The organism is Kaistella rhinocerotis (assembly GCF_030243905.1).
In the GTDB taxonomy this organism is placed as follows: Bacteria; Bacteroidota; Bacteroidia; order Flavobacteriales; family Weeksellaceae; genus Kaistella; species Kaistella rhinocerotis.
In genome coordinates this window covers 213,280-232,826 of record NZ_JASSYY010000002.1, presented here as the reverse complement: position 1 = coordinate 232,826, position 19,547 = coordinate 213,280, and the positions used below count along the sequence as shown (strand labels likewise).

Here is a 19,547-nt window from a genome sequence, read left to right as displayed (position 1 = left end):
ATCAACAAATTATGCTTAACAAACTGGCCGCCTCCGAACTTGTCTTGAATCCGGATGGCAGTGTGTATCACCTTAACCTTCTACCCGAAGATATCGCAGATAAAATAATCCTGGTTGGAGATCCTGACCGCGTTCCGAAGGTTTCGAAATATTTTGACAAGGTAGAAATCAAAAAAAACAAACGTGAATTTTATACGCATACCGGCACCTTGCGTGGTGAAAGAATCACTGTGATGTCAACCGGAATCGGGACCGAAAATATCGATATCGTGATGAACGAACTCGATGCTTTGGTAAATATCGACCTTAAGGAAAAAGAGTTCAAATCTGAACATAAAGCATTGCAGCTGTTTAGGTTAGGCACATGCGGAAGTGTAAATCCAGATGTAGAAGTTGACAATATGCTGGTCACTAAAAATGTGGTCGGTCTTGACGGTTTGCTGCATTTTTATCAGGATTACCAGTTTGAAAATGAGTTTTCACGGAATTTTCTTGACAAATTCCCCTACGAAAAAATAAAACCAATGCTTTATTTTGCTGATTGGGCTGAAGATATTTCAGATTATTATAAAGACGCGAAATACCATGGAAACACCGCTACATTTCCAGGTTTTTACGCGCCGCAGGGCCGACAGCTCCGTCTGAAAGCACTCGACGATAAGTTCCTGGAAACTTTGAATGATCTGGGAATTACAAATTTCGAGATGGAAACTTCAGCAATTTACGGACTTTCTAAATTGTTGGGACATAAAGCTTTGACTGTAAATGCGGTTATAGCCAATCGTCGCCGCGGCGAGTTTTCGGCAGATCATCAGGCTTCGGAGAAAAATATGATCGAGTGGGTGCTGGAGCGAATCATTAAATGAACCTAATTGCTGAAGATTTCCTTCGGCATTTTTATGATGAAATTTAGTATAATCAAGAGGAAGAAGAATATATTAGGGTCAATTACAAATGCCCAGTTTATTAGTCTTCTTCTTTTTATTGCTTTATTCTCCGCCATACAGTTCGCTACAGGCAAACTGGTTGAAATCACAATGCTTCTTTTCTGCGTTTCTCTTTTTGCTTTGATAATTTATTCGATGTTTGACTATGAAAAGTTGAATGCAGAAATAGCCGGCGTATTTTCTCTCGAAAAAGATCAGGTACAGATAGGTGTAGTGAAAATTTTATACCCGGAAATACGCTCGATGATGATTGAGACTAATTTTTTCAAGGGTCAACAGCGATATCCGGGCGCTTCCAGTTTTTTTGGCCCATGGAACTATATCGGGAAAAATAATTTTGTACGCATTAAATGTATCGACAGCCGAACTTTCAATTTTGAATTCCAAATACTTTCTGAGATTGATTTAAAGAAATTAAATGAACAGTTTGCCGCATTACTGCTTGATGGCAAGATAAATATTTACAGTCACTCTCTTCATAAAGTACCCAGGCCGCTAAAGCAAACTCCGTCATTTCTGCTTTACGTAATAAAATTGGTGGACGCTAAAATAATTGGCAAAGAATACTCGGAGAGAGTCTTAAAGGATAGATACTGATTGGGAAAGCTGCCGACTGTTCAAATGTCAGTTTCGGCAATGGCAATCCGCCACATGATCGTTCACCATTCCCGTCGCCTGCATGTGCGCGTACATCACCGTCGAGCCTAGAAATTTAAAGCCGCGTTTTTTCAGGTCTTTGGCTAATCTGTCGGAAATCGTACTTGTTGCAGGCACATCTTTTAAAATCTGAGGATGGTTAATTACGGGTTTTCCGTCCACAAAATTCCAGATGTATTTAGAAAAAGTACCGAATTCCTGCTGTACTTCCACGAAGCGCTGCGCATTATTTATTGCTGCTAAAATTTTCAGGCGGTTCCGGATGATGCCGGCATCCTGCATCAGTTCTTCAACTTTTTCCTCAGAATAGTGCGCGATCTTTTTATAGTTAAAATCATCAAATACACTTCTAAAATTTTCACGTTTTTTGAGTATCGTGTGCCATGAAAGTCCGGCCTGAAAGCTTTCGAGCACCAAAAATTCAAAAATTGTCTGATCATTAAAGACGGGTACGCCCCATTCCTCGTCATGATATTTTCTGTAGAGATCATCTTTTTCGCACCACGCGCAGCGAATTTTTTCCATTCTTTTTTATTCAAATTTAAAAATTTAACAGAATCAATTTAAAATATTTAAAAGTGGTCATTAATTTAATCATATTGGCTTTATGTTAAGAATACTTTAACTTTTCATTAAATGGTTAAGGAATAGAACTTGATAAACAGTAAACATCAAATATCATTTTTCATTCATTAATCACAAAAAAGATAATTAATTATGGACAGACAAGATTACAACGACGCCGAAAGAGCAGTCGATCAGACAAAGTGGACAGTAAACGATTATGCAGAACGTGCGAAAGATTACATTCGTGAAGAAAAAAGAAATAATCGTGTAGCAACAAGCGAAGGTTGGATGGCCCGTGCAAAAGAAAATATTAAAGATGCGTGGGAAGATACCAAAGATGCTGTATCTGACGCCTGGGAAAAAACCAAAGACTGGACTGAAGACGCAGCAGATGACGTGAAAGACGCGGGGGAAGATGTAAAAGCTGAATGGAGAAAGAGCACCAACTAATCATAATTTCATATAGTTAGATGTGGGAACCAAGAAATTGGTTCCCTTTTTTTATGCTTTGAGCAATAAAAATTCTAAATTTGTGAGAAATAATAACGATTACTATGTCATACGGATTACTACAAGGGAAGAAAGGAATTATTTTCGGCGCACTGAACGATCAGTCAATTGCCTGGAAAGTGGCAGAAAGATGCCATGAAGAAGGTGCGGAATTTATCCTGTCTAATGCTCCTATTGCAATGAGAATGGGCGAAATCGACGAACTCGCGAAGAAAACGGGATCGGACGTTGTGCCTGCAGATGCAACATCAGTGGAAGATCTCGAAAAACTGTTTGCGCATGCTCAGGAAAAATACGGGAAAATAGACTTCATCCTTCATTCCATCGGTATGTCTGTGAACATCAGAAAAGGAAAAGCTTACACCGACCTCAATTACGATTTCCTTGAAAAAGGCTGGGATGTTTCTTCGGTTTCATTCCACAAAGTGATGAAAGCGGCCTGGGACAAAGACATCATGAACGAGTGGGGATCTATTCTTGCCCTTACGTACATCGCTGCACAGCGCACCTTCCCGAATTATGGTGATATGGCCGACAACAAATCTTATCTTGAAAGCATCGCCAGAAGTTTCGGTTACTATTGGGGCGAGCGCAAAGTGCGCGTGAACACCATTTCTCAGTCGCCAGTGATGACTAAAGCGGGTGCGGGTGTGAAAGGAATCAGCGGGTTTTTTAATTTCGCTGACAGCATGTCGCCACTCGGAAATGCCGATGCGATGGATTGTGCGAACTATTGCGTGAGTATGTTCTCTGACCTGACGAGAAAAGTGACGATGCAGAACCTTTTCCACGACGGAGGATTCAGTAATACAGGAGTTTCACAGAAAATCGTGGACAAATTTGAAGATTTCGAAGGTTAATTCCTTCAATTATAAATAAAAAATTCCGCTTTTTCAGAAGCGGAATTTTTTTTATCTCGAAACCTGCGGAATCACAGGAAGACTTTCGTTGCCGTTTTCGGAAACGCTTTGCACCGCAAACAGGAAATTATCTTTTGAATACAGAACTGTAGCGGAAGTTTCAGTGGTGAAAATTTTTTCAGTCCAAACCGCGCTGCTGGTCTCGCGGATCAGGATATTATATCCTTTCACCTTGCCAATTTCGGGTTTTTCCCAGCGCAGCGCCGTACTGTTGGTAAGTTCCCGCACAGCCATCTTTACGTTCATCGGTTGTTGCGGAGACTTTGCAAGATTCGCCAAAACCGCTACGTTCACTTCGGTATTTGTCTTTAAATAATCGAAGTCCATGAATTTAATTAAATCCCCGTACTGTTTGCCATTTTCCAGTTTGATATCCTGATGTTGGTGATCGTAATTCTCAAACCAATCCGTCAGCCGCACAGCCGTAAAACCGTGATTGACAAACGGTGTATGATCGCCACCACGCAGAAATCTGTCGTTACGGTAAATCAGTTTAATATCAATATCTTTCACATAGCGTTCACCGGTTTCTTTGGTATAACGCGCCAGTTGTCGTGCCGCACCGTCGTTTTCAAGTCCGAGTGCCCGCAGTCCGGCCGCAGCTTTTTCTGTATCAATCGCGGGCAATCCCTCACTGAAAACCCGCAGTTTAGGTTTTTCGCCTTTATTGGTCTGATCAAAAGTGTTATTGCCAATCATGTCATTATTCAAAACTGCCAAAACCTGCCAGTTTTCGTTTTTCGCCTGATCAGCAAGCATTTTAGCACCCAAAAGTCCTTGTTCTTCGCCGGATACTGCCACAAAAAGAATTGATGCGGGAAATTTTGATGTACTTAGCACACGCGCTGCTTCAATTACCGCAGCAACGCCACTCGCATCATCATTCGCGCCGGGCGCGTCACTTTGTGCGTCCATCACGTCGGAAACGCGTGAATCGAGATGTCCGGACATGATGATGATCCGTTTGTCATTCGGGTCCGTACCTTTCAGAAGCGCGATGGCGTTTCCAAGATTGGTAACCTTGTTAATCCGTTTTCCATCCGGTTTCAGATCCTGATTTTGAAGATAGACTTCCATCCGCCCTCCGGAATTTTTTGCATAATGCCGAAATTTCGCTAACACCCAGTTCCTGGCTGCCCCTATTCCTCTTTTTGGGTCTGTAGTAGAGCTCATGGTATGACGCGTGCCGAAACTTACCATCTTTTCTACGTTTGCGCGTAGGGAATCTTTGTTTGCGTTTTTCACAAAATCGCTGATTTGCGGATCAACTACAGGTTGCTGGGCTTTTAGATGGCTGCAGCACAGCAGGATTATTAAAGGAACTAATTTTTTCATTTTATATTTTTTATTTCTGCAATGAATTTATCCACCATTTCAAGCGGGGTTGCCCAGGAAGTAAGAATCCTGATGGCTGCGCGTCCGTCTTCGAGTTTCTTCCAAATGTAAAAATCAAAGTTAGCAGAAAGTGCGTCAATTTGTTGCTGCGTAAGGATTGGGAAAATTTGGTTGGTAAAAGTTTCGGAAAGCATTTCGCAGCCTGCATCCCGAAAAGCTGATTTTAGTTTCATCGCCTGTTGGTTTGCATGCGCGGCCAATTCGAAATATAAACCCTCCCGAAAAAGTTCCTGGAACTGTATTCCGAGCAAACGGCCTTTCGCAAGCAGCGCACCTTTTTGCTTTAAATGATAGCCAAACTCATCCTGAAGCTCCGCGTTGTTTATAATAATCGCTTCGCCGATCAGCGCGCCGTTTTTCGTTCCGCCCAGGTAAAATGCGTCCGTATATTCCGCGATGTCTTTTAAAATTAAATCATTGTTGTCGGCCATCAAAGCATTGCCAAGTCGTGCACCATCCATAAACAGGAAGAGGTTTTTGGCCCGACAGAATGCATACAAATCTTTCAGTTCATTTTTAGAGTAATGCGTCCCGATTTCCGTGGAGTTTGAAATATAAACCAATTTTTGCTTCACCTGATGCGGAATATTCTGATGCGCATCAATCACTTTCTGGATATCCTCAGGTTTCAGCTTTCCGTCTTCGCTGTAAATCCCATGAACTTTATGGCCGGTAGCTTCTATCGCGCCGCTTTCATTGGTGAAAATATGCCCGGTATCGGCGGCCACCACACTTTCGTGCGGTTTTAAGAAAGCTGAGATTGCGATCAGGTTGGCTTGGGTTCCGCCTGACACAAAGTGTACGGCAGAATTTTCACTTTCCATTTGCAGTTTTATCAGTCGCTGCGCCTCCTGCGAGTAATCATCGAGACCATAGCCGTTCTGTTGGGTAAGATTTGTAAGTGCAAGCGCCTCCAGCACCCGTGGATGCGCGCCTTCAGCGTAATCGTTTTTAAATGAATATTTCATTGATTTATATAAGTATTACCCAGCAATAATTATAGACAAAATAATTAACTAGTTATTTTCAGTGGTATAAATGTAGGATAAAAATCGGGTTTTTTAGCGGTGATGAATCAGTTGAATAACTGTGGATTCTCTACATAAATGGGTGAATTTTGTGATAGAAAATTTGCCCCCTAAAAAAAACTAATAACCAGTTTTCCGATTTAAACGTGATATAAGGGTAAATGGCATCCATCCTATGTGTTTTAAGGGTTATGCGGCGCGCTTCAATGAAGCGCGTTTTTTTATGTTTAGATTTAATTGTTAGATTTGTACAGGAAATTATCTAATATATGCTGTCTCTTACCGAGGAAAACTACCTTAAAGCAATCTTTCATCTCACCACCACCGAAAATACCGTGACTGTAAATGAGATCAGCAAATTCCTGAATGTGAAAATGCCCAGTGTGAACAATATGATGAAAAAGTTCGCAACCAGAAAATGGGTTATTTATGAAAGTTATAAACCGATCGAAATAACCTCGGAAGGTAAAAGACAGGCCGCGCAAATCGTAAGAAAACACCGGCTGACAGAGATGTTTTTGGTTGAAAAAATGAATTTTGGCTGGGAAAACGTCCATGAAATTGCAGAGCAACTCGAACATATACATTCAGAGCAATTTTTTGATAAGATGGATGAACTGCTCAATTTTCCCAAATATGATCCGCACGGCGAACCGATTCCCGATAAAGACGGCGTCATTATCGCGCAGGACCTGCTGAAGCTCAGCGAGTGCAGCACCGGAAAGGTATTTATTTTCACGTCGGTCACCATAAGCGACGACGATTTTCTGACCTATCTGACAGAAAAAAAACTGGAACTGGGAAAAGAAATCGAAATCCTTCTGATTGAAAGGTATGACCGGTCGATGACCGTTCGAATTGGCGATGAGCAGGCGATTCTAAGCAAGATTATCTGCGAGAAAATCCTGGTGAAAGAGCGCCTGTAGCAAGCAGGCGGGCTTTTGGCACATTGCGGCAATTGGCTTAACTTTGTGCATAACATTCTAATATTAATCGTAAAAAAATTTAAAGATATGAGTAAAGCAATCTCTCAGGTACCGTTTGCTGTGAATGAGCCGGTAAGAGCTTACGAGCCCGGATCTCCCGAGGTGAAATCGCTTATTTCCACGTATAAGAAAATGTGGAGCGAAAAATGGGAAATCCCGATGTTCATTAATGGCCAGGCAGTAACAACTGATGAAAAAGTTGCTATATCATCGCCGCAGGATCACAAACACGACCTTGGCTTTTACTATAAAGGTACGATGCAGCACGTAGACGATGCTATCAATACAGCGTTGGCTGCAAAAGAAAAATGGAACAAACTGGGCTGGGAGCACCGCGCAGCGATTTTTCTTAAGGCTGCAGAACTTATTGCCGGGCCATACAGAGACCGTCTGAATGCTGCGACGATGATCGGGCAAAGTAAAAACGTTCATCAGGCTGAGATCGATGCAGCCTGTGAGTTTATTGATTTTCTGCGCTACAATGTGGAATTCATGACCGAGATTTACGCAGAACAGCCGGTTTCTGACGCGGGTATCTGGAATCGTTCAGAATACCGTCCGCTCGAAGGTTTTTGCTTTGCTGTAACGCCGTTCAACTTTACCGCTATTGCCGGAAATCTGCCAACATGTATGGCAATGATGGGCAATGTGGTGGTTTGGAAACCTTCAAACAGCCAGGTTCTTTCAGCGCAGGTTATCATGGAAGTTTTAATTGAAGCCGGGCTTCCTGCAGGTGTAATCAACCTGATTTTTACAGACGGTAAAGAAACTGCAGAGAAAGTACTCGCACATCCTGATTTTGCTGGTCTGCATTTTACAGGTTCAACCTCCGTATTCCAGGGAATGTGGAAGATGATCGGTGATAACATCCATAATTATAAAACCTACCCAAGAATTGTAGGTGAAACCGGTGGAAAAGATTTCGTTATGGTTCACCATACCGCAAATCCTGCTGCTGTAGCAACCGCTTTGGTGCGTGGCGCATTTGAGTATCAAGGCCAGAAATGTTCTGCTGCTTCACGTGCTTATATCCCAAAATCTCTTTGGGCTGAAGTAAAAGAAATCATGGGTGCGCAGCTTAAAACTGTGAAGATGGGGAGTCCGGAAGATCCTTCGAATTTCGTGAACGCGGTAATCCACGAAGCTTCTTTCAAAAAATGCAAAGGCTATATCGAACGTGCAGAACAGGCTTCGGACGCAACTGTAATCTTTGGCGGTAAATGCGATGACAGCAAAGGCTGGTTCGTGGAGCCGACGGTGATTGAAACTACAAATCCCCAGTACGAATCTGTATGCGAAGAAATCTTCGGACCAATTCTTACGATTTATATCTATGAAGATGCGAAGTGGGAAGAAACACTGAAACTGGTAGATCAAACGTCTATCTATTCACTTACAGGTTCCATTTTCGCGCAGGACCGTTACGCAATCGAGGAAGCATATAACGCACTGGAGAACGCTGCCGGAAATTTCTACATCAATGACAAACCAACCGGCGCGGTTGTTGGTCAGCAGCCATTCGGCGGAGCCAGAGCTTCAGGAACAAATGATAAGGCCGGTTCAAAAATGAACTTATTGCGCTGGACTTCTGTACGAAGCATTAAGGAAACTTTTGTTTCTCCAAAAGATTACAAATACCCTTATTTGGGATAAAATTCATGTCAAAATAATTTAAACTCTGTCGTTTTGGCAGAGTTTTTTGTTTTAAGGTTGACAGTTCACAATTTCAAAAAATACAGGTTTGACCGGGCCCAGACTTAATTAACAAATTTTTGTGAAGCGATAAATTGACGTGGCACAGTTTTTACAAGTAATTGGATAACAAAATATTAATTATAAAACTTAAAATTATGAGCAGTAAAAGAAATGGCTTATTAGCATTGTTGGGCGTAGGCGCAGTGGCTTGGTGGAAGTATAAAAATTCGACTCCAGAGCAGAAGCAGGCGGTGAAAGACACACTGAATACCGCAAAAGACAATTTCAGTAAATTCGGTACAGACCTGAAATCTAAAGCAAGCGATATGGCTTCACAGGTTCAGGATAAAGTTGCCGGAGCAACGAATTCTAATCAAGCTACCGCTGATGCGGGTGCACCGGATACTCAAAATCAAAGCAGCTTCTAGGAAATAAGTTAGCTTAAAAAGAAAAATCCCGCTTTATACAAGGCGGGATTTTTTATTTTAATGCTTTGAAGAATTCCCACATGACAATCCCCGCGCACACCGAAACATTCAGAGAATGCTTGGTGCCAAGTTGCGGAATTTCTAAAAATGTATCAATTTGTGTCAGAACACCATCGGAAATACCTTCCACTTCATTTCCTAAAACAACCGCGTATTTTTCGGTTTTTAATATTTCAAAGTCAGTCATCATTCTAGAATTTGAAGTCTGTTCAATTCCGATGATCTGGTAATCTTTTGATTTTAAATTATTTAAAGCTTCCGAAATGTCCTTTACATAGATCCAGTCTACACTTTCGGTTGCGCCAAGTGCGGCTTTGTGGATCTCGCGGTGTGGCGGCTGAGGTGAAATTCCGCAAAGGATGATTTTTTCGATGAGAAAGGCATCGGCAGTGCGGAATACGGCGCCGACATTGTGCATGCTTCGAACATCATCCAACACTACCGTTACCGGGATTTTTTGGGTCTGTTTGAAAGCCTCAACATCTATTCGGCCCAATTCTTCGAGTTTAAGTTTCTTCGGGGATGACATTTTCGTATTTTTGGCAAAATTAATTAAAATAAAGGCTTCAGCGCCCATTACAACTCTACGATGGCTAAAAAAGAAACCCCTCTAATGACACAGTACAATACCATCAAGGCGAAATATCCGGATGCGCTGTTGCTGTTCAGAGTGGGTGATTTTTATGAGACGTTCGGCTCAGATGCGATCCGCGCTTCCCAGATTTTGGACATCGTGCTGACAAAAAGAGCCAATGGGGAAGGCAGCATTGAGTTGGCCGGTTTTCCGCATCATTCGGTGGATTCTTATCTCCCAAAACTCGTGCGTGCGGGTTTACGCGTGGCGATTTGTGACCAACTTGAAGATCCGAAAACCGTAAAAGGAATTGTAAAACGTGGCGTGACCGAGCTTGTGACGCCTGGCGTAACTTTTAATGAGCAGGTTTTAAGTTCAAAACAGAACAATTTTTTGCTTTCCGTTCATAAGGAAAAGGAAAAATACGGAATGGCTTTGCTCGATGTCTCTACGGGTGAATTCCTGGTTTCAGAGGGAAATCTTGAGAAACTTCTGCACATCGTTCACACATTCGATCCTTCCGAAATCATTTATCAGCGCACCACAGAACTTCCTACTCAGCTGAAGAACCGCAATTCTTTCAAACTTGAAGATTGGGCATTCCAACACAGCTATGCCTATGAGAAGCTGACCAATCATTTTAAAACTGCTTCGTTAAAAGGTTTCGGAATTGAGGAATTCAGGTTAGGAATTGTTTCCGCCGGCGCTATTTTTGCCTATTTGGTGGAAGATACGCATCACGCGCTGCTGCAGCATATCACACGCATCCGGCTCATTCCGCAGGAAGATTATCTGATGATGGATAATTTTACGCTTCGGAATCTTGAAATATTGTCGCCTAGCAGTCCGCAGGGGAAATCTTTGCTCGATATCATTGATAAGACCTCGACACCGATGGGCGGTCGTCTGCTCAGAAGAAGGCTGATTCTTCCGTTGAAATCTGTTGCAGAAATCAACCGCCGACTTAGCTTAATTGAGTTTTTCAACCAGGAAGACCAACTTAAATATGAAATCCAGCAGCTCCTGAAATCAATATCAGATTTGGACCGGCTGATGGGGAAACTCGCTTCGGAAAAAATCTGCCCGAAGGAACTCGGATATCTGCGTCAGAGTTTGATTAACATTCAGCAAATCAAAGCTTTGCTTCATCCGTTTGATGAGGTTTTGGCTTGGCTTGAGCCATTAAATAATCTTGATGAACTGATAGAGTTTCTTAAGAATTATCTAAATGATGAACTTCCCGTAAATTTAGCCAAAGGACGTGTGATAAAACCGGGCATCTCAGAAGATCTCGATCATTTGCGCGGTTTACAGACGAAAGGAAAAGGTTTTCTGGATGAAATGTGCGAACGTGAAATTGCACGAACCGGAATCTCAAGTCTGAAGATCAGTTTCAATAATGTTTTTGGCTACTTCATTGAAGTCCGGAATATGCATAAAGACAAAGTTCCCGCAGATTGGATCAGAAAACAGACGCTGGTGAATGCGGAACGCTATATCACGCAGGAACTGAAAGATTACGAAGACCAGATTTTGGGCGCGGAAGAAAAGATTTTGAAAATTGAGGCTGAACTTTACCGCAAAGTCTGTGATACAGCGATGATTTATATTGACACCGTTCAGGCCAATTCCCGAATAATCGCCGAGCTAGATTGTGGTGTGGGACTGTCAGAACTCGCGGTTTCCGAAAGCTATACGCGTCCGGTATTGAATGAAAGTTTTGAAATCAATTTAAAGGAAGCGCGTCATCCGATCATTGAAAATGCTCTGCCACTCGGTGAAAAGTACATTCCGAATGATGTGTTTTTAGATAAAGACGCGCAGCAGATCATCATGGTGACCGGCCCCAACATGGCGGGTAAATCTGCGATTCTCAGACAAACCGCAATCATCTGTCTGATGGCGCAGATCGGCAGTTTTGTGCCTGCAAAACATGCTGAGATCGGTTTTTTAGACAAGATTTTCACCCGTGTCGGTGCCACAGACAATATTTCAGCCGGGGAATCTACCTTCATGGTGGAAATGAATGAGTCGGCGAATATCCTAAATAATATCTCGGAACGAAGCCTGATCCTTTTAGACGAAATCGGGCGCGGAACCTCAACGTACGACGGTGTTTCAATTGCCTGGGCAATTGCTGAATACCTGCACCAGCACCCGACTCAGCCCAAAACGCTGTTCGCGACCCATTATCATGAACTGAACGAAATGACGGTGACTTTCGAAAGGATTAAAAACTTTCATGTCTCTATCCAAGAGAACAAAGGCAACATTATTTTCATGCGGAAACTGCTTCCGGGCGGCAGCGAACACAGTTTTGGGATTCATGTGGCGAAACTGGCAGGAATGCCTTCTAAAGTAGTGAACCGTGCAAACGAAGTGTTGAAAACTTTGGAAAAAAGCCGCAGCCAGAGCGGTTCTAAGGGGAAAACAAAAGCTTTGACAGACCAGAACATGCAGCTGTCATTTTTCCAGCTGGACGATCCTGTTTTGGAGAATATCCGCGAGGAACTCACAAAAATCGACGTCAATACACTGACGCCGATAGAAGCTTTGATGAAGCTGAATTCGATAAAAAAGATGATTGGGAAGTGACGGGCGCTGATTGAAGATTTGGATAGTACTGAATCCGGCTAAAGCGTGAGTGGGATGTGGATAGGCTGATCAATTTCCGTACTAAAAGGAAATCTCAAACGAAATCGCACTTTTTCGCCATTAATTTCTGCCGGAATCCATTTTGTTTTAATCTTTTTTACGGCTCTGATACTTTCATCATTTAATAATTGACTGCCTCCCAGAGCTTTCACATCTGTTATTGAACCATCTTTCTCAAGTATAAATATAACAGTAGTCCGTAGTTTTCCTTTTCCTTCGAATTTTTCGTATCTGAAAGCTTTTACAAACTGGTTTTGATATTCGTAGATGCCTCCGGGAAACTCGGGAATTTTATCAGCGGTTTCTACTACCTCGTTTAGCTGGTCACCGTTGTCATTTACCTGTGCGAACATAATACTGGTGACCAAAAGAGAGCATAATACTATAATTTTATTTAACATAAATTGTTGCAGATTAATTGTAAAGGAAAATCTAAAAGCTTATTGTAAACGGCATTGTAAAATTATATTTTACTTTCTCACCGTTCAGCTCCGCCGGTATCCATTTGGTTTTGATTTTTGAAACTGCCCGTAAAGATTCATCATTCATCACCTGATTTTCACCTGATGCTTTTATATCGCTCACCGATCCATCTGTATTAATAACAAAAGTTACGGTGGTATTTACGGTACCCTTGTCTAGTTTTAACTTATCTGCCCTGAAATGATTCATGAGTTGTTTTCGGAATTCGTTTATTCCACCCGGGAATTCCCCCGACTTTTCAACGCTTTTCTGAGTTGTTTCCGTTTTTGTGTCTTCCACTTTGGTTTGTGCGAATACCAATGCTGCACATAGACACAGAGACATTAAAAGTATTTTCTTTATCATTTTTTTATTTAAACTTTTAGTGTTTGTATAATTTAAAAACTCATCGTAAGTGGATAATTAAAAAGGAATCTTACGGGTTCGCCACCGATAATTGCCGGTTTCCACACCATTTTTATCTTTTTAAGTGCCTTCACAGCGTCGCCTGAAAGTCTTTTATCACCAATGGCGGTTATGTTGCTCATTTTTCCGTCTTTCTCAATGATGAAATACGCAGTAGCCTGAAGGACAGTGCCTGACTTTTCATCCAAATTAGTTTCGAAAATCTCCATATATTTCTTTCGGAACTGATTAATACCGCCAGGGAATTCCGCTGGTGTATCTGCCGTGGTATAAACATCGGTAAGATCAATTTTTGTTTTTAGAATAGGGTAATCTTTGCTTTTTGTAATATCTGAATTTTGCACAGATTTTTCCTGAGCTGCTGCTTCTCCTACATTCTCCGATGTTATTTGCGCAAAAGCAACTGCTGAGCTCAGGAACAGAAACATTATAAGAAATTTTTTCATCTTTTTTATTTAAACGTTTAGAGTTAATGTATTTAGAAGATCATGCTGAGTGGTACCTTAAACCAGTAGCGTACCGGTACTCCGTTCATTTTGGCCGGCTCCCACTTTGTTTTTATCAAGGAAATTGCCCGTACCGCTTCTTTGTTGAAACTTTCGTTGGAGCCTGTTACGGTAACATTTGTTATCGAGCCGTCTGTCTCAACCACAAATTTGAGTTGGCAAGAAACTTTTCCTGATCCTTTCACTTTCTTACTGCGAAAGTTATCAGCAAGTAACTGACGAAAATTTTTCGCGCCACCATCAGGAAAGTGCGCGGTTTTTTCGGTAACGACCGCTGAATCTGCCGAAACAGTCTGTGCAAACGCGAGAGATGATAATATAAGAGCGAAAAACAGAAGTAATGTTTTCATAAGTTAACTGTTGTAAATTACCCAAAATTCTGAAGTTCCACCAATTTCCGGTAAACTTTCTGGTTATTCATGAGTTCTTCGTGAGTGCCCTGTTCTACGATGTTTCCGCGTTCCATCACGACAATCCAATCCGCTTTCTGTATGGTAGAAAGGCGGTGCGCGATGACCAGCGAAGTTCGGTTTTCCATCATTTTTTCCAAAGCGTCCTGCACAAATCTTTCAGATTCGGTATCCAAGGCTGAGGTAGCTTCATCCAGAATCATGATTGGCGGATTTTTCAGCACCGCTCTGGCTATGGAAACCCGCTGCTTCTGGCCACCCGAAAGTTTGTTGCCATCATCGCCGATATTCGTGTAATATTTTTCGGGAAGATTTTCGATAAAAATGTGCGCATTCGCGATTTTTGCGGCCGCCGTCACTTCTTCTTCTGAAGCGGATGGTTTGCCCATCAGGATATTGTTGAAAACGGAATCATTAAATAAAACCGATTCCTGCGTTACCATACCGAGCAGATGGCGATAATCTTTCAGACTTAAATTTTTAATGTTTACGCCGTCGATAAGGATTTCACCTTCCGAAACATCGTAAAAACGCGCCAGCAAATTTGCGATCGTCGTCTTACCGGATCCCGACTGACCCACAAGTGCCACCGTTTTCCCGCGCGGAATCACCAGATTGAAATTCTTTAGGATCACATTGTCTTTATCATAAAAGAAGCCGATATTTTTAAACTCAATCTGATGGTTCAGTGTAGAAATAGGTTGCGGATTTGCGATCTCTTCCACTTTCAGATCATAATCTAAAACCTCAGAAACACGGTCTAAACTCGCCATTCCACCCTGGATATTCGAAATTGCGCTTGATAATTTTTTAGCGGGGTCGAGAATCTGGAAAAACATACCGATAAATACCAAAAATGTCTCCGGTTCCATGGTTTGTTCATTCAGGATCTGAACGCCCGCAAACCAGGTGATAATCAATATAGTAACGGAACCGAGAAATTCGCTCATCGGTGAAGCCAGTTCGCGTCTGCGGCTCATACCAATCGCATATTTCTGCCAATTGTCTGTGGTGGTGCTGAACCTTTTTTTCAGAATGGTGTCAGCGTTGAAAATCTTGATGACTTTCGAAGATTTAAGCGTTTCGTCAACCAGCGAAAACAGGTTTCCGAGTTCTTCCTGCGCCGATGTTGCCTGACGTTTAAGACTTTTTCCCACCCACGCGATCAGTGCGCCCATCAGCGGGAAAACAAGTAGCGAGAACAAAGTTAGGTTCGGTGAAAGTATAAAAAGCGTTATCAGTGATGAGATTATCATGAACGGTGAGTTGATGACATCTACTAAACTGCCCATTATGCCGCCTTCCACGCCGCCGATATCGTTTGATATCCGGCTCATCATGTCGCCTTTTCGTTTTTCGGTAAAGAATGAAACGGGCAGTTTCAGGAATTTGTCGTACATCGCTGTGCGCAGGTCTTTTGTAATCCCAACGCGATAATTTACAAGCAGATAAGCGCCGAGGTAGCGAAAAATATTCCTCAACAGAAAAGCCACAGCGGTAACACCGCACAGCACTGCCAAAACCTGCACCGTGCCGTGTTCATCAATGTTTCTTTGAATTGTATAGTAGGCCCAGTCTTTCGCATAGCTGAAAAAATCTACGAGCCGGCCGGAGTTTACAGGCGGTTTTGTGGTGTCTACCTTGTCTACAGTGCCGAACATCAGACCTAAAATGGGAAGCATTGTAGCCACAGAAAAAATATTAAGCACAGAGTACATAATATTAAAAAACATGCTGCCAAAAAGATATTTTTGATGAGGCCGTGCAAAGGAAAGAATACGTTGGAATGGTTTCATTGAGAGAGTTTCGGCGCAAAATTACGCAATTTTAGGTTGCAGTACGTCTACTTCAGATTTACCTTTTCGTTATATCGCGGTGCGAACTTTCCCGGTTTGAGTTGCTGAATGGTTTTGCCTAAACTATTGATCAGCAATGTCAAATTATCAAAATTCACTACACCGATATCGTCATTGAGCTGATGATAATGGGTCGCAACGCGCATGTCTACGGTAGAAAATGAATGCGCAACAATATTCTTCCGGGCGAAAACCACATTGTCTGACCGGTAGAATAAATCCTGCCCCGTGTACGGATCAGCATTGATTTTCAGCCCGTCTTTTGAATTTGCATTAATGAGTTCATCCAAATCTGAAAATCCGTCACCAGTCATATAAAGTGCATTATTGCCAAACTGTGAGACGGTGGCGAGCATTTCGAAATTGAACAGTGCTGCAGTTTTAGAAAACAAAGGTTGTAAATCCGTTACTTCCGCGATTGCTTTGGAGCCTTTCATTCCTTTTTCCTCACCGTTAAATGCCATAAACATCATTGAAAAATCAGGCTTGATATTTTTAAAATAATCGGCTATACCAATCACAGCTGTTACCCCACTGGCGTTGTCATCAGCACCATTGAAGACATTGTCGCCCGAATTGCCGTTGGAACCGATATGATCAAAATGAGCTGAAAATGCCAGATTTTTATCCGATTTCCCTTTCTTGAGACCACAGACATTGTACACGGTTCTGCCTTTATATTCGAACGGGACGAGATATGAACTGCCGGTGCAGAATGCAAGGTCACTTTCAGCAAAGCGTTTGGCGATATATGTGGCGGCCGAATCGTTCTCAGGTGTTCCGATCTCACGTCCTTTCATCTCATCCGAGGCTAAATCGGTAAGGATTGTCACCACCTTTTCCTGAGAAATATTTTGCGCATAAGCACTTACAGAAAACAGGACCGAAAGCACAAGTAATAGTTTGTTCATTGTTTTTTTATTTAAAAATACCAATTCGCTTTTAATAAAAATAAAAAACAGCTCCCGAAGAAGCTGTTTCACTCAAAAAAAATCGTTGTGAGTTTAGCGGAGTCTGTCTACAGATTTTACGAGCCTCTCATCTTTTCTTATTGCCAAATTCGCCAAAAGCAGAAAAATGACAGACAGTAAAGTAAAAAGCGGCTCAATACCTTTCTCAGGAAAATCTATTCCTCCAGGTAAAGTTAGCAGCCAATACGCCAATAAACCGAGCAACAAAGCGTTTATAAAGATGCTTATATGGTTAAGCAAAATTTGTCTTTTACGGTTCTGATAACTCAGAATAGCTGAAAAGCCGAAAAATATCAATACGACGCAGACTGAAGAGATGAAGGGAATGGGCCCGAAGAGTGAGAAATCCTGTCCGGTGACAAACAGCAAGATAGCCCCTACAATGGCCAAAAATATCCAGACAGTCTGTATTCTTTGTAGCATTTTCGTATTTAATCTGAAGAGCAAAAATAGGGATTATTATTTGCATAAATAAAAAATTAATGTAGATTTGCAATAGAAAATCATCTGATTTAAAGAAGTCGTCCGACTTAATTCCCTTACTTACACTTACTTATAATTACTTTTCACATAATAATTTATGTTCACATTTGAGACATTACGCTCGAAAACCGCGTCGGAGTTGGCGAAAATCACGTCTGATTTTGGCTTAAAACTTCCCAAAAACAGCGGTGATAATGAGACAATCTTCGCAATTCTGGATTTTCAGGCATCAAATACCAAAATGGCTAAAGAATATTTCAGCGCAACTGAAAAGCCTGCCAATACAGAAGAAAAGCCTGCTCCTGCTCCGAAAAAACCTGCTGCAAAAAAGCCGGGACCAAAGAAAAAAGAGCCTAAACCTACCGAAGAACTAGTGAAAGAATCCCCCTCAGCGGAAACCGTGAACGAAACGGAACCGGCAAAAGAAGCTGTCGCCGAAAAACCTTCACAATCCGATGTCGCTCCGGAAGCAGTTGCCGAAACAACAGCTGAAACTGGACCAACACGGCCGCAGAAAAAGCGCAGAACCAGAACCACTGCCTCAAATGAAGCAACGGTTGCAGAGCCGACTGTTGAAGAACCGGCCGCACCGGAAACTGCACCAGCAGCAGAAACCAAAAGCGAACAGCCACGCAATGCGGTTCAGGCACCACAACGCAACGAAAAGCCGAACTCAAATATCGGAAACGGAAATAATGGCAACGGAAACAACGGCAACGTCAATAATGGAAACGGAAACAGCAATGGAAACGGAAATAACCAAAATCCGAATCAGAACCAAAACCGCCAGCATCCGAACCAGAAAAATCAGCAGAAAAACCAAAATCCAAATCAAAACCGTAATCAGCAAAACGCTGAAAACCAGGAAGAGGCGAAGAAAGATTTTAATTTTGACGGCCTTGTAACCATTGAAGGCGTTCTTGAAATCTTACCGGACAACTACGGATTCCTGCGTTCGCCGGATTTCTCCTACATTTCCTCGCCTGATGACGTGTATGTTTCTACCAACCAAATCAGAAACTATGGTTTAAAGACAGGTGACACCGTGCGCGGTATCGTACGTTTGCCGAAAGAAGGTGAGAAATATTTCTCTCTCCTAAAACCTACGGAAGTAAACGGCCGAGACCTTGAGTTCATCAAAGACCGCGTGTCTTTCGAGTTTCTTACACCGCTTTTCCCCGAAGAAAAATTTAACCTGACCGGAAAAAACTCTACGCTTTCTACAAGAATCGTTGATTTATTCACGCCCATCGGTAAAGGTCAGCGTGCGATGATCGTTGCACAGCCTAAAACGGGTAAAACCATGTTGCTGAAGGATATCGCGAATTCTATTTCAGCCAATCACCCGGAAGCATATATGATGATTTTGCTCATCGATGAAAGACCGGAAGAGGTGACCGACATGGAACGAAGCGTAAACGCAGAGGTGATTGCTTCAACTTTCGACGAACCGGCTGATAAACACGTGAAAGTGGCCAACCTGGTGCTTTCAAAAGCTCAAAGAATGGTAGAATGTGGCCACGATGTGGTGATCCTGCTCGATTCGATTACGCGTTTGGCGCGTGCTTACAATACGGTGACGCCGGCTTCAGGCAAAATTCTCTCTGGAGGTGTGGATGCAAATGCGCTTCACAAACCAAAAAGATTTTTTGGTGCAGCGCGGAATATCGAAGGTGGCGGCTCACTGACAATCATCGCAACTGCGCTTATCGACACTGGTTCTAAAATGGATGAGGTGATTTTTGAAGAATTCAAAGGAACCGGAAATATGGAACTTCAGCTCGACCGTAAAATCGCGAACAAGCGTATCTATCCTGCGATTGACCTCGTTTCCTCGAGTACCAGAAGAGATGATTTACTGCTTGATGACACCACGCAGCAGCGTATGTGGATCCTTAGAAAGTATCTGGCAGACATGAACCCGGTAGAAGCGATGGAATTTGTAAATAAAAACATCAAAGGAACTTTGAATAACGAAGAATTCCTCATGAGTATGAACAGGTAATTTCAT

20 protein-coding genes are annotated in these 19,547 nt (G+C 42.3%); 9 read left to right on the top strand and 11 right to left on the bottom strand.

The annotated features are described in order from the left end of the window. The first annotated feature begins 11 nt into the window (after positions 1-11). Both QEP06_RS06270 and QEP06_RS06265 read left to right on the top strand, forming a co-directional pair. Positions 12-866, top strand: coding sequence for a nucleoside phosphorylase (locus QEP06_RS06270; RefSeq protein ID WP_285269549.1), 855 nt, complete (start codon positions 12-14; stop codon positions 864-866). 216 nt (positions 867-1,082) lie between these two features. Next, a complete protein-coding gene (locus QEP06_RS06265; RefSeq protein ID WP_285269548.1) occupies positions 1,083-1,544 on the top strand; it encodes a hypothetical protein in 462 nt (153 codons plus the stop codon). A 27-nt stretch (positions 1,545-1,571) separates the two neighbouring features. On the opposite strand, the gene QEP06_RS06260 is transcribed toward QEP06_RS06265, so the two are convergent. Beyond that, positions 1,572-2,129, bottom strand: coding sequence for a DNA-3-methyladenine glycosylase I (locus QEP06_RS06260; RefSeq protein ID WP_285269547.1), 558 nt, complete (start codon positions 2,127-2,129; stop codon positions 1,572-1,574). A gap of 192 nt (positions 2,130-2,321) precedes the next feature. On the opposite strand from QEP06_RS06260, the gene QEP06_RS06255 reads away from it, so the two are divergent. After that, positions 2,322-2,621, top strand: coding sequence for a hypothetical protein (locus tag QEP06_RS06255; RefSeq protein WP_285269546.1), 300 nt, complete (start codon positions 2,322-2,324; stop codon positions 2,619-2,621). 104 nt (positions 2,622-2,725) lie between these two features. Beyond that, positions 2,726-3,541: an enoyl-ACP reductase FabI gene (locus QEP06_RS06250; RefSeq protein WP_251832714.1), complete on the top strand. Its 816-nt coding sequence runs from the start codon at positions 2,726-2,728 to the stop codon at positions 3,539-3,541. A gap of 51 nt (positions 3,542-3,592) precedes the next feature. Here the strand turns inward: QEP06_RS06250 and QEP06_RS06245 are convergent, their stop codons facing one another. After that, entirely contained in the window at positions 3,593-4,936 is a 1,344-nt protein-coding gene (locus tag QEP06_RS06245; RefSeq protein ID WP_285269545.1) for a M20/M25/M40 family metallo-hydrolase, read from the bottom strand. Next, positions 4,933-5,964 carry a threonine aldolase family protein gene (locus QEP06_RS06240; RefSeq protein ID WP_285269544.1) on the bottom strand — a complete coding sequence of 344 codons (1,032 nt, stop codon included), beginning with the start codon at positions 5,962-5,964 and terminating at the stop codon, positions 4,933-4,935. Before QEP06_RS06240 ends, QEP06_RS06245 begins: the two co-directional genes overlap by 4 nt. Before the next feature lie 329 nt (positions 5,965-6,293). Here QEP06_RS06240 and QEP06_RS06235 point away from each other — a divergent pair, with 329 nt between their 5' ends. From QEP06_RS06235 to QEP06_RS06225, 3 genes are all read left to right on the top strand, one after another. Beyond that, a complete protein-coding gene (locus tag QEP06_RS06235) occupies positions 6,294-6,950 on the top strand; it encodes a metal-dependent transcriptional regulator (protein ID WP_285269543.1) in 657 nt (218 codons plus the stop codon). Positions 6,951-7,037: 87 nt separating this feature from the next. After that, positions 7,038-8,663 (top strand): L-glutamate gamma-semialdehyde dehydrogenase, encoded by a 1,626-nt coding sequence (pruA, locus tag QEP06_RS06230; protein WP_285269542.1) that lies wholly within the window; start codon positions 7,038-7,040, stop codon positions 8,661-8,663. 197 nt (positions 8,664-8,860) lie between these two features. Further along, positions 8,861-9,133, top strand: coding sequence for a YtxH domain-containing protein (locus tag QEP06_RS06225; RefSeq protein WP_285269541.1), 273 nt, complete (start codon positions 8,861-8,863; stop codon positions 9,131-9,133). A gap of 52 nt (positions 9,134-9,185) precedes the next feature. On the opposite strand, the gene QEP06_RS06220 is transcribed toward QEP06_RS06225, so the two are convergent. After that, positions 9,186-9,722 carry an RNA methyltransferase gene (locus tag QEP06_RS06220; protein ID WP_285269540.1) on the bottom strand — a complete coding sequence of 179 codons (537 nt, stop codon included), beginning with the start codon at positions 9,720-9,722 and terminating at the stop codon, positions 9,186-9,188. 60 nt (positions 9,723-9,782) lie between these two features. On the opposite strand from QEP06_RS06220, the gene mutS reads away from it, so the two are divergent. Continuing rightward, the gene (gene mutS, locus QEP06_RS06215) at positions 9,783-12,362 is read left to right on the top strand and encodes a DNA mismatch repair protein MutS (protein ID WP_285269539.1); all 2,580 of its coding nucleotides are present in this window, start codon (positions 9,783-9,785) and stop codon (positions 12,360-12,362) included. 38 nt (positions 12,363-12,400) lie between these two features. Here the strand turns inward: mutS and QEP06_RS06210 are convergent, their stop codons facing one another. The 7 genes from QEP06_RS06210 to QEP06_RS06180 all read right to left on the bottom strand — a co-directional run bounded on the left by QEP06_RS06210 (position 12,401) and on the right by QEP06_RS06180 (position 17,476). Beyond that, the gene (locus tag QEP06_RS06210; protein ID WP_285269538.1) at positions 12,401-12,775 is read right to left on the bottom strand and encodes an energy transducer TonB; all 375 of its coding nucleotides are present in this window, start codon (positions 12,773-12,775) and stop codon (positions 12,401-12,403) included. Positions 12,776-12,854: 79 nt separating this feature from the next. After that, positions 12,855-13,250, bottom strand: a complete 396-nt coding sequence (locus QEP06_RS06205) for an energy transducer TonB (protein ID WP_285269537.1) — start codon at positions 13,248-13,250, stop codon at positions 12,855-12,857. A 32-nt stretch (positions 13,251-13,282) separates the two neighbouring features. Next, entirely contained in the window at positions 13,283-13,756 is a 474-nt protein-coding gene (locus tag QEP06_RS06200; protein WP_285269536.1) for an energy transducer TonB, read from the bottom strand. Between the two features lie 32 nt (positions 13,757-13,788). Continuing rightward, positions 13,789-14,166 carry an energy transducer TonB gene (locus QEP06_RS06195; RefSeq protein ID WP_285269535.1) on the bottom strand — a complete coding sequence of 126 codons (378 nt, stop codon included), beginning with the start codon at positions 14,164-14,166 and terminating at the stop codon, positions 13,789-13,791. Positions 14,167-14,183: 17 nt separating this feature from the next. Further along, the gene (locus QEP06_RS06190) at positions 14,184-16,022 is read right to left on the bottom strand and encodes an ABC transporter ATP-binding protein (protein ID WP_285269534.1); all 1,839 of its coding nucleotides are present in this window, start codon (positions 16,020-16,022) and stop codon (positions 14,184-14,186) included. Positions 16,023-16,069: 47 nt separating this feature from the next. Then, on the bottom strand, positions 16,070-16,993 hold the full coding sequence (locus QEP06_RS06185; protein ID WP_285269533.1) for a M28 family peptidase: 924 nt from the start codon (positions 16,991-16,993) through the stop codon (positions 16,070-16,072). A 93-nt stretch (positions 16,994-17,086) separates the two neighbouring features. After that, positions 17,087-17,476, bottom strand: coding sequence for a DUF4293 family protein (locus tag QEP06_RS06180; protein WP_251832727.1), 390 nt, complete (start codon positions 17,474-17,476; stop codon positions 17,087-17,089). Positions 17,477-17,633: 157 nt separating this feature from the next. Here QEP06_RS06180 and rho point away from each other — a divergent pair, with 157 nt between their 5' ends. Beyond that, positions 17,634-19,541 (top strand): transcription termination factor Rho, encoded by a 1,908-nt coding sequence (gene rho, locus QEP06_RS06175; protein ID WP_285269532.1) that lies wholly within the window; start codon positions 17,634-17,636, stop codon positions 19,539-19,541. Positions 19,542-19,547 lie beyond the last annotated feature (6 nt).

Bases quoted from the DNA above. Each gene is read 5' to 3' on its own strand.
- QEP06_RS06190 (WP_285269534.1), bottom strand. From the start codon at position 16,022: ATGAAACCATTCCAACGTATTCTTTCCTTTGCACGGCCTCATCAAAAA.
- pruA (WP_285269542.1), top strand. From the start codon at position 7,038: ATGAGTAAAGCAATCTCTCAGGTACCGTTTGCTGTGAATGAGCCGGTA.
- QEP06_RS06265 (WP_285269548.1), top strand. From the start codon at position 1,083: ATGTTTGACTATGAAAAGTTGAATGCAGAAATAGCCGGCGTATTTTCT.
- QEP06_RS06225 (WP_285269541.1), top strand. From the start codon at position 8,861: ATGAGCAGTAAAAGAAATGGCTTATTAGCATTGTTGGGCGTAGGCGCA.
- QEP06_RS06250 (WP_251832714.1), top strand. From the start codon at position 2,726: ATGTCATACGGATTACTACAAGGGAAGAAAGGAATTATTTTCGGCGCA.
- QEP06_RS06200 (WP_285269536.1), bottom strand. From the start codon at position 13,756: ATGAAAAAATTTCTTATAATGTTTCTGTTCCTGAGCTCAGCAGTTGCT.
- QEP06_RS06255 (WP_285269546.1), top strand. From the start codon at position 2,322: ATGGACAGACAAGATTACAACGACGCCGAAAGAGCAGTCGATCAGACA.
- QEP06_RS06240 (WP_285269544.1), bottom strand. From the start codon at position 5,964: ATGAAATATTCATTTAAAAACGATTACGCTGAAGGCGCGCATCCACGG.
- QEP06_RS06185 (WP_285269533.1), bottom strand. From the start codon at position 16,993: ATGAACAAACTATTACTTGTGCTTTCGGTCCTGTTTTCTGTAAGTGCT.
- QEP06_RS06180 (WP_251832727.1), bottom strand. From the start codon at position 17,476: ATGCTACAAAGAATACAGACTGTCTGGATATTTTTGGCCATTGTAGGG.
- QEP06_RS06235 (WP_285269543.1), top strand. From the start codon at position 6,294: ATGCTGTCTCTTACCGAGGAAAACTACCTTAAAGCAATCTTTCATCTC.
- QEP06_RS06270 (WP_285269549.1), top strand. From the start codon at position 12: ATGCTTAACAAACTGGCCGCCTCCGAACTTGTCTTGAATCCGGATGGC.
- QEP06_RS06220 (WP_285269540.1), bottom strand. From the start codon at position 9,722: ATGTCATCCCCGAAGAAACTTAAACTCGAAGAATTGGGCCGAATAGAT.
- QEP06_RS06260 (WP_285269547.1), bottom strand. From the start codon at position 2,129: ATGGAAAAAATTCGCTGCGCGTGGTGCGAAAAAGATGATCTCTACAGA.
- mutS (WP_285269539.1), top strand. From the start codon at position 9,783: ATGGCTAAAAAAGAAACCCCTCTAATGACACAGTACAATACCATCAAG.
- QEP06_RS06205 (WP_285269537.1), bottom strand. From the start codon at position 13,250: ATGATAAAGAAAATACTTTTAATGTCTCTGTGTCTATGTGCAGCATTG.
- QEP06_RS06245 (WP_285269545.1), bottom strand. From the start codon at position 4,936: ATGAAAAAATTAGTTCCTTTAATAATCCTGCTGTGCTGCAGCCATCTA.
- QEP06_RS06195 (WP_285269535.1), bottom strand. From the start codon at position 14,166: ATGAAAACATTACTTCTGTTTTTCGCTCTTATATTATCATCTCTCGCG.
- rho (WP_285269532.1), top strand. From the start codon at position 17,634: ATGTTCACATTTGAGACATTACGCTCGAAAACCGCGTCGGAGTTGGCG.
- QEP06_RS06210 (WP_285269538.1), bottom strand. From the start codon at position 12,775: ATGTTCGCACAGGTAAATGACAACGGTGACCAGCTAAACGAGGTAGTA.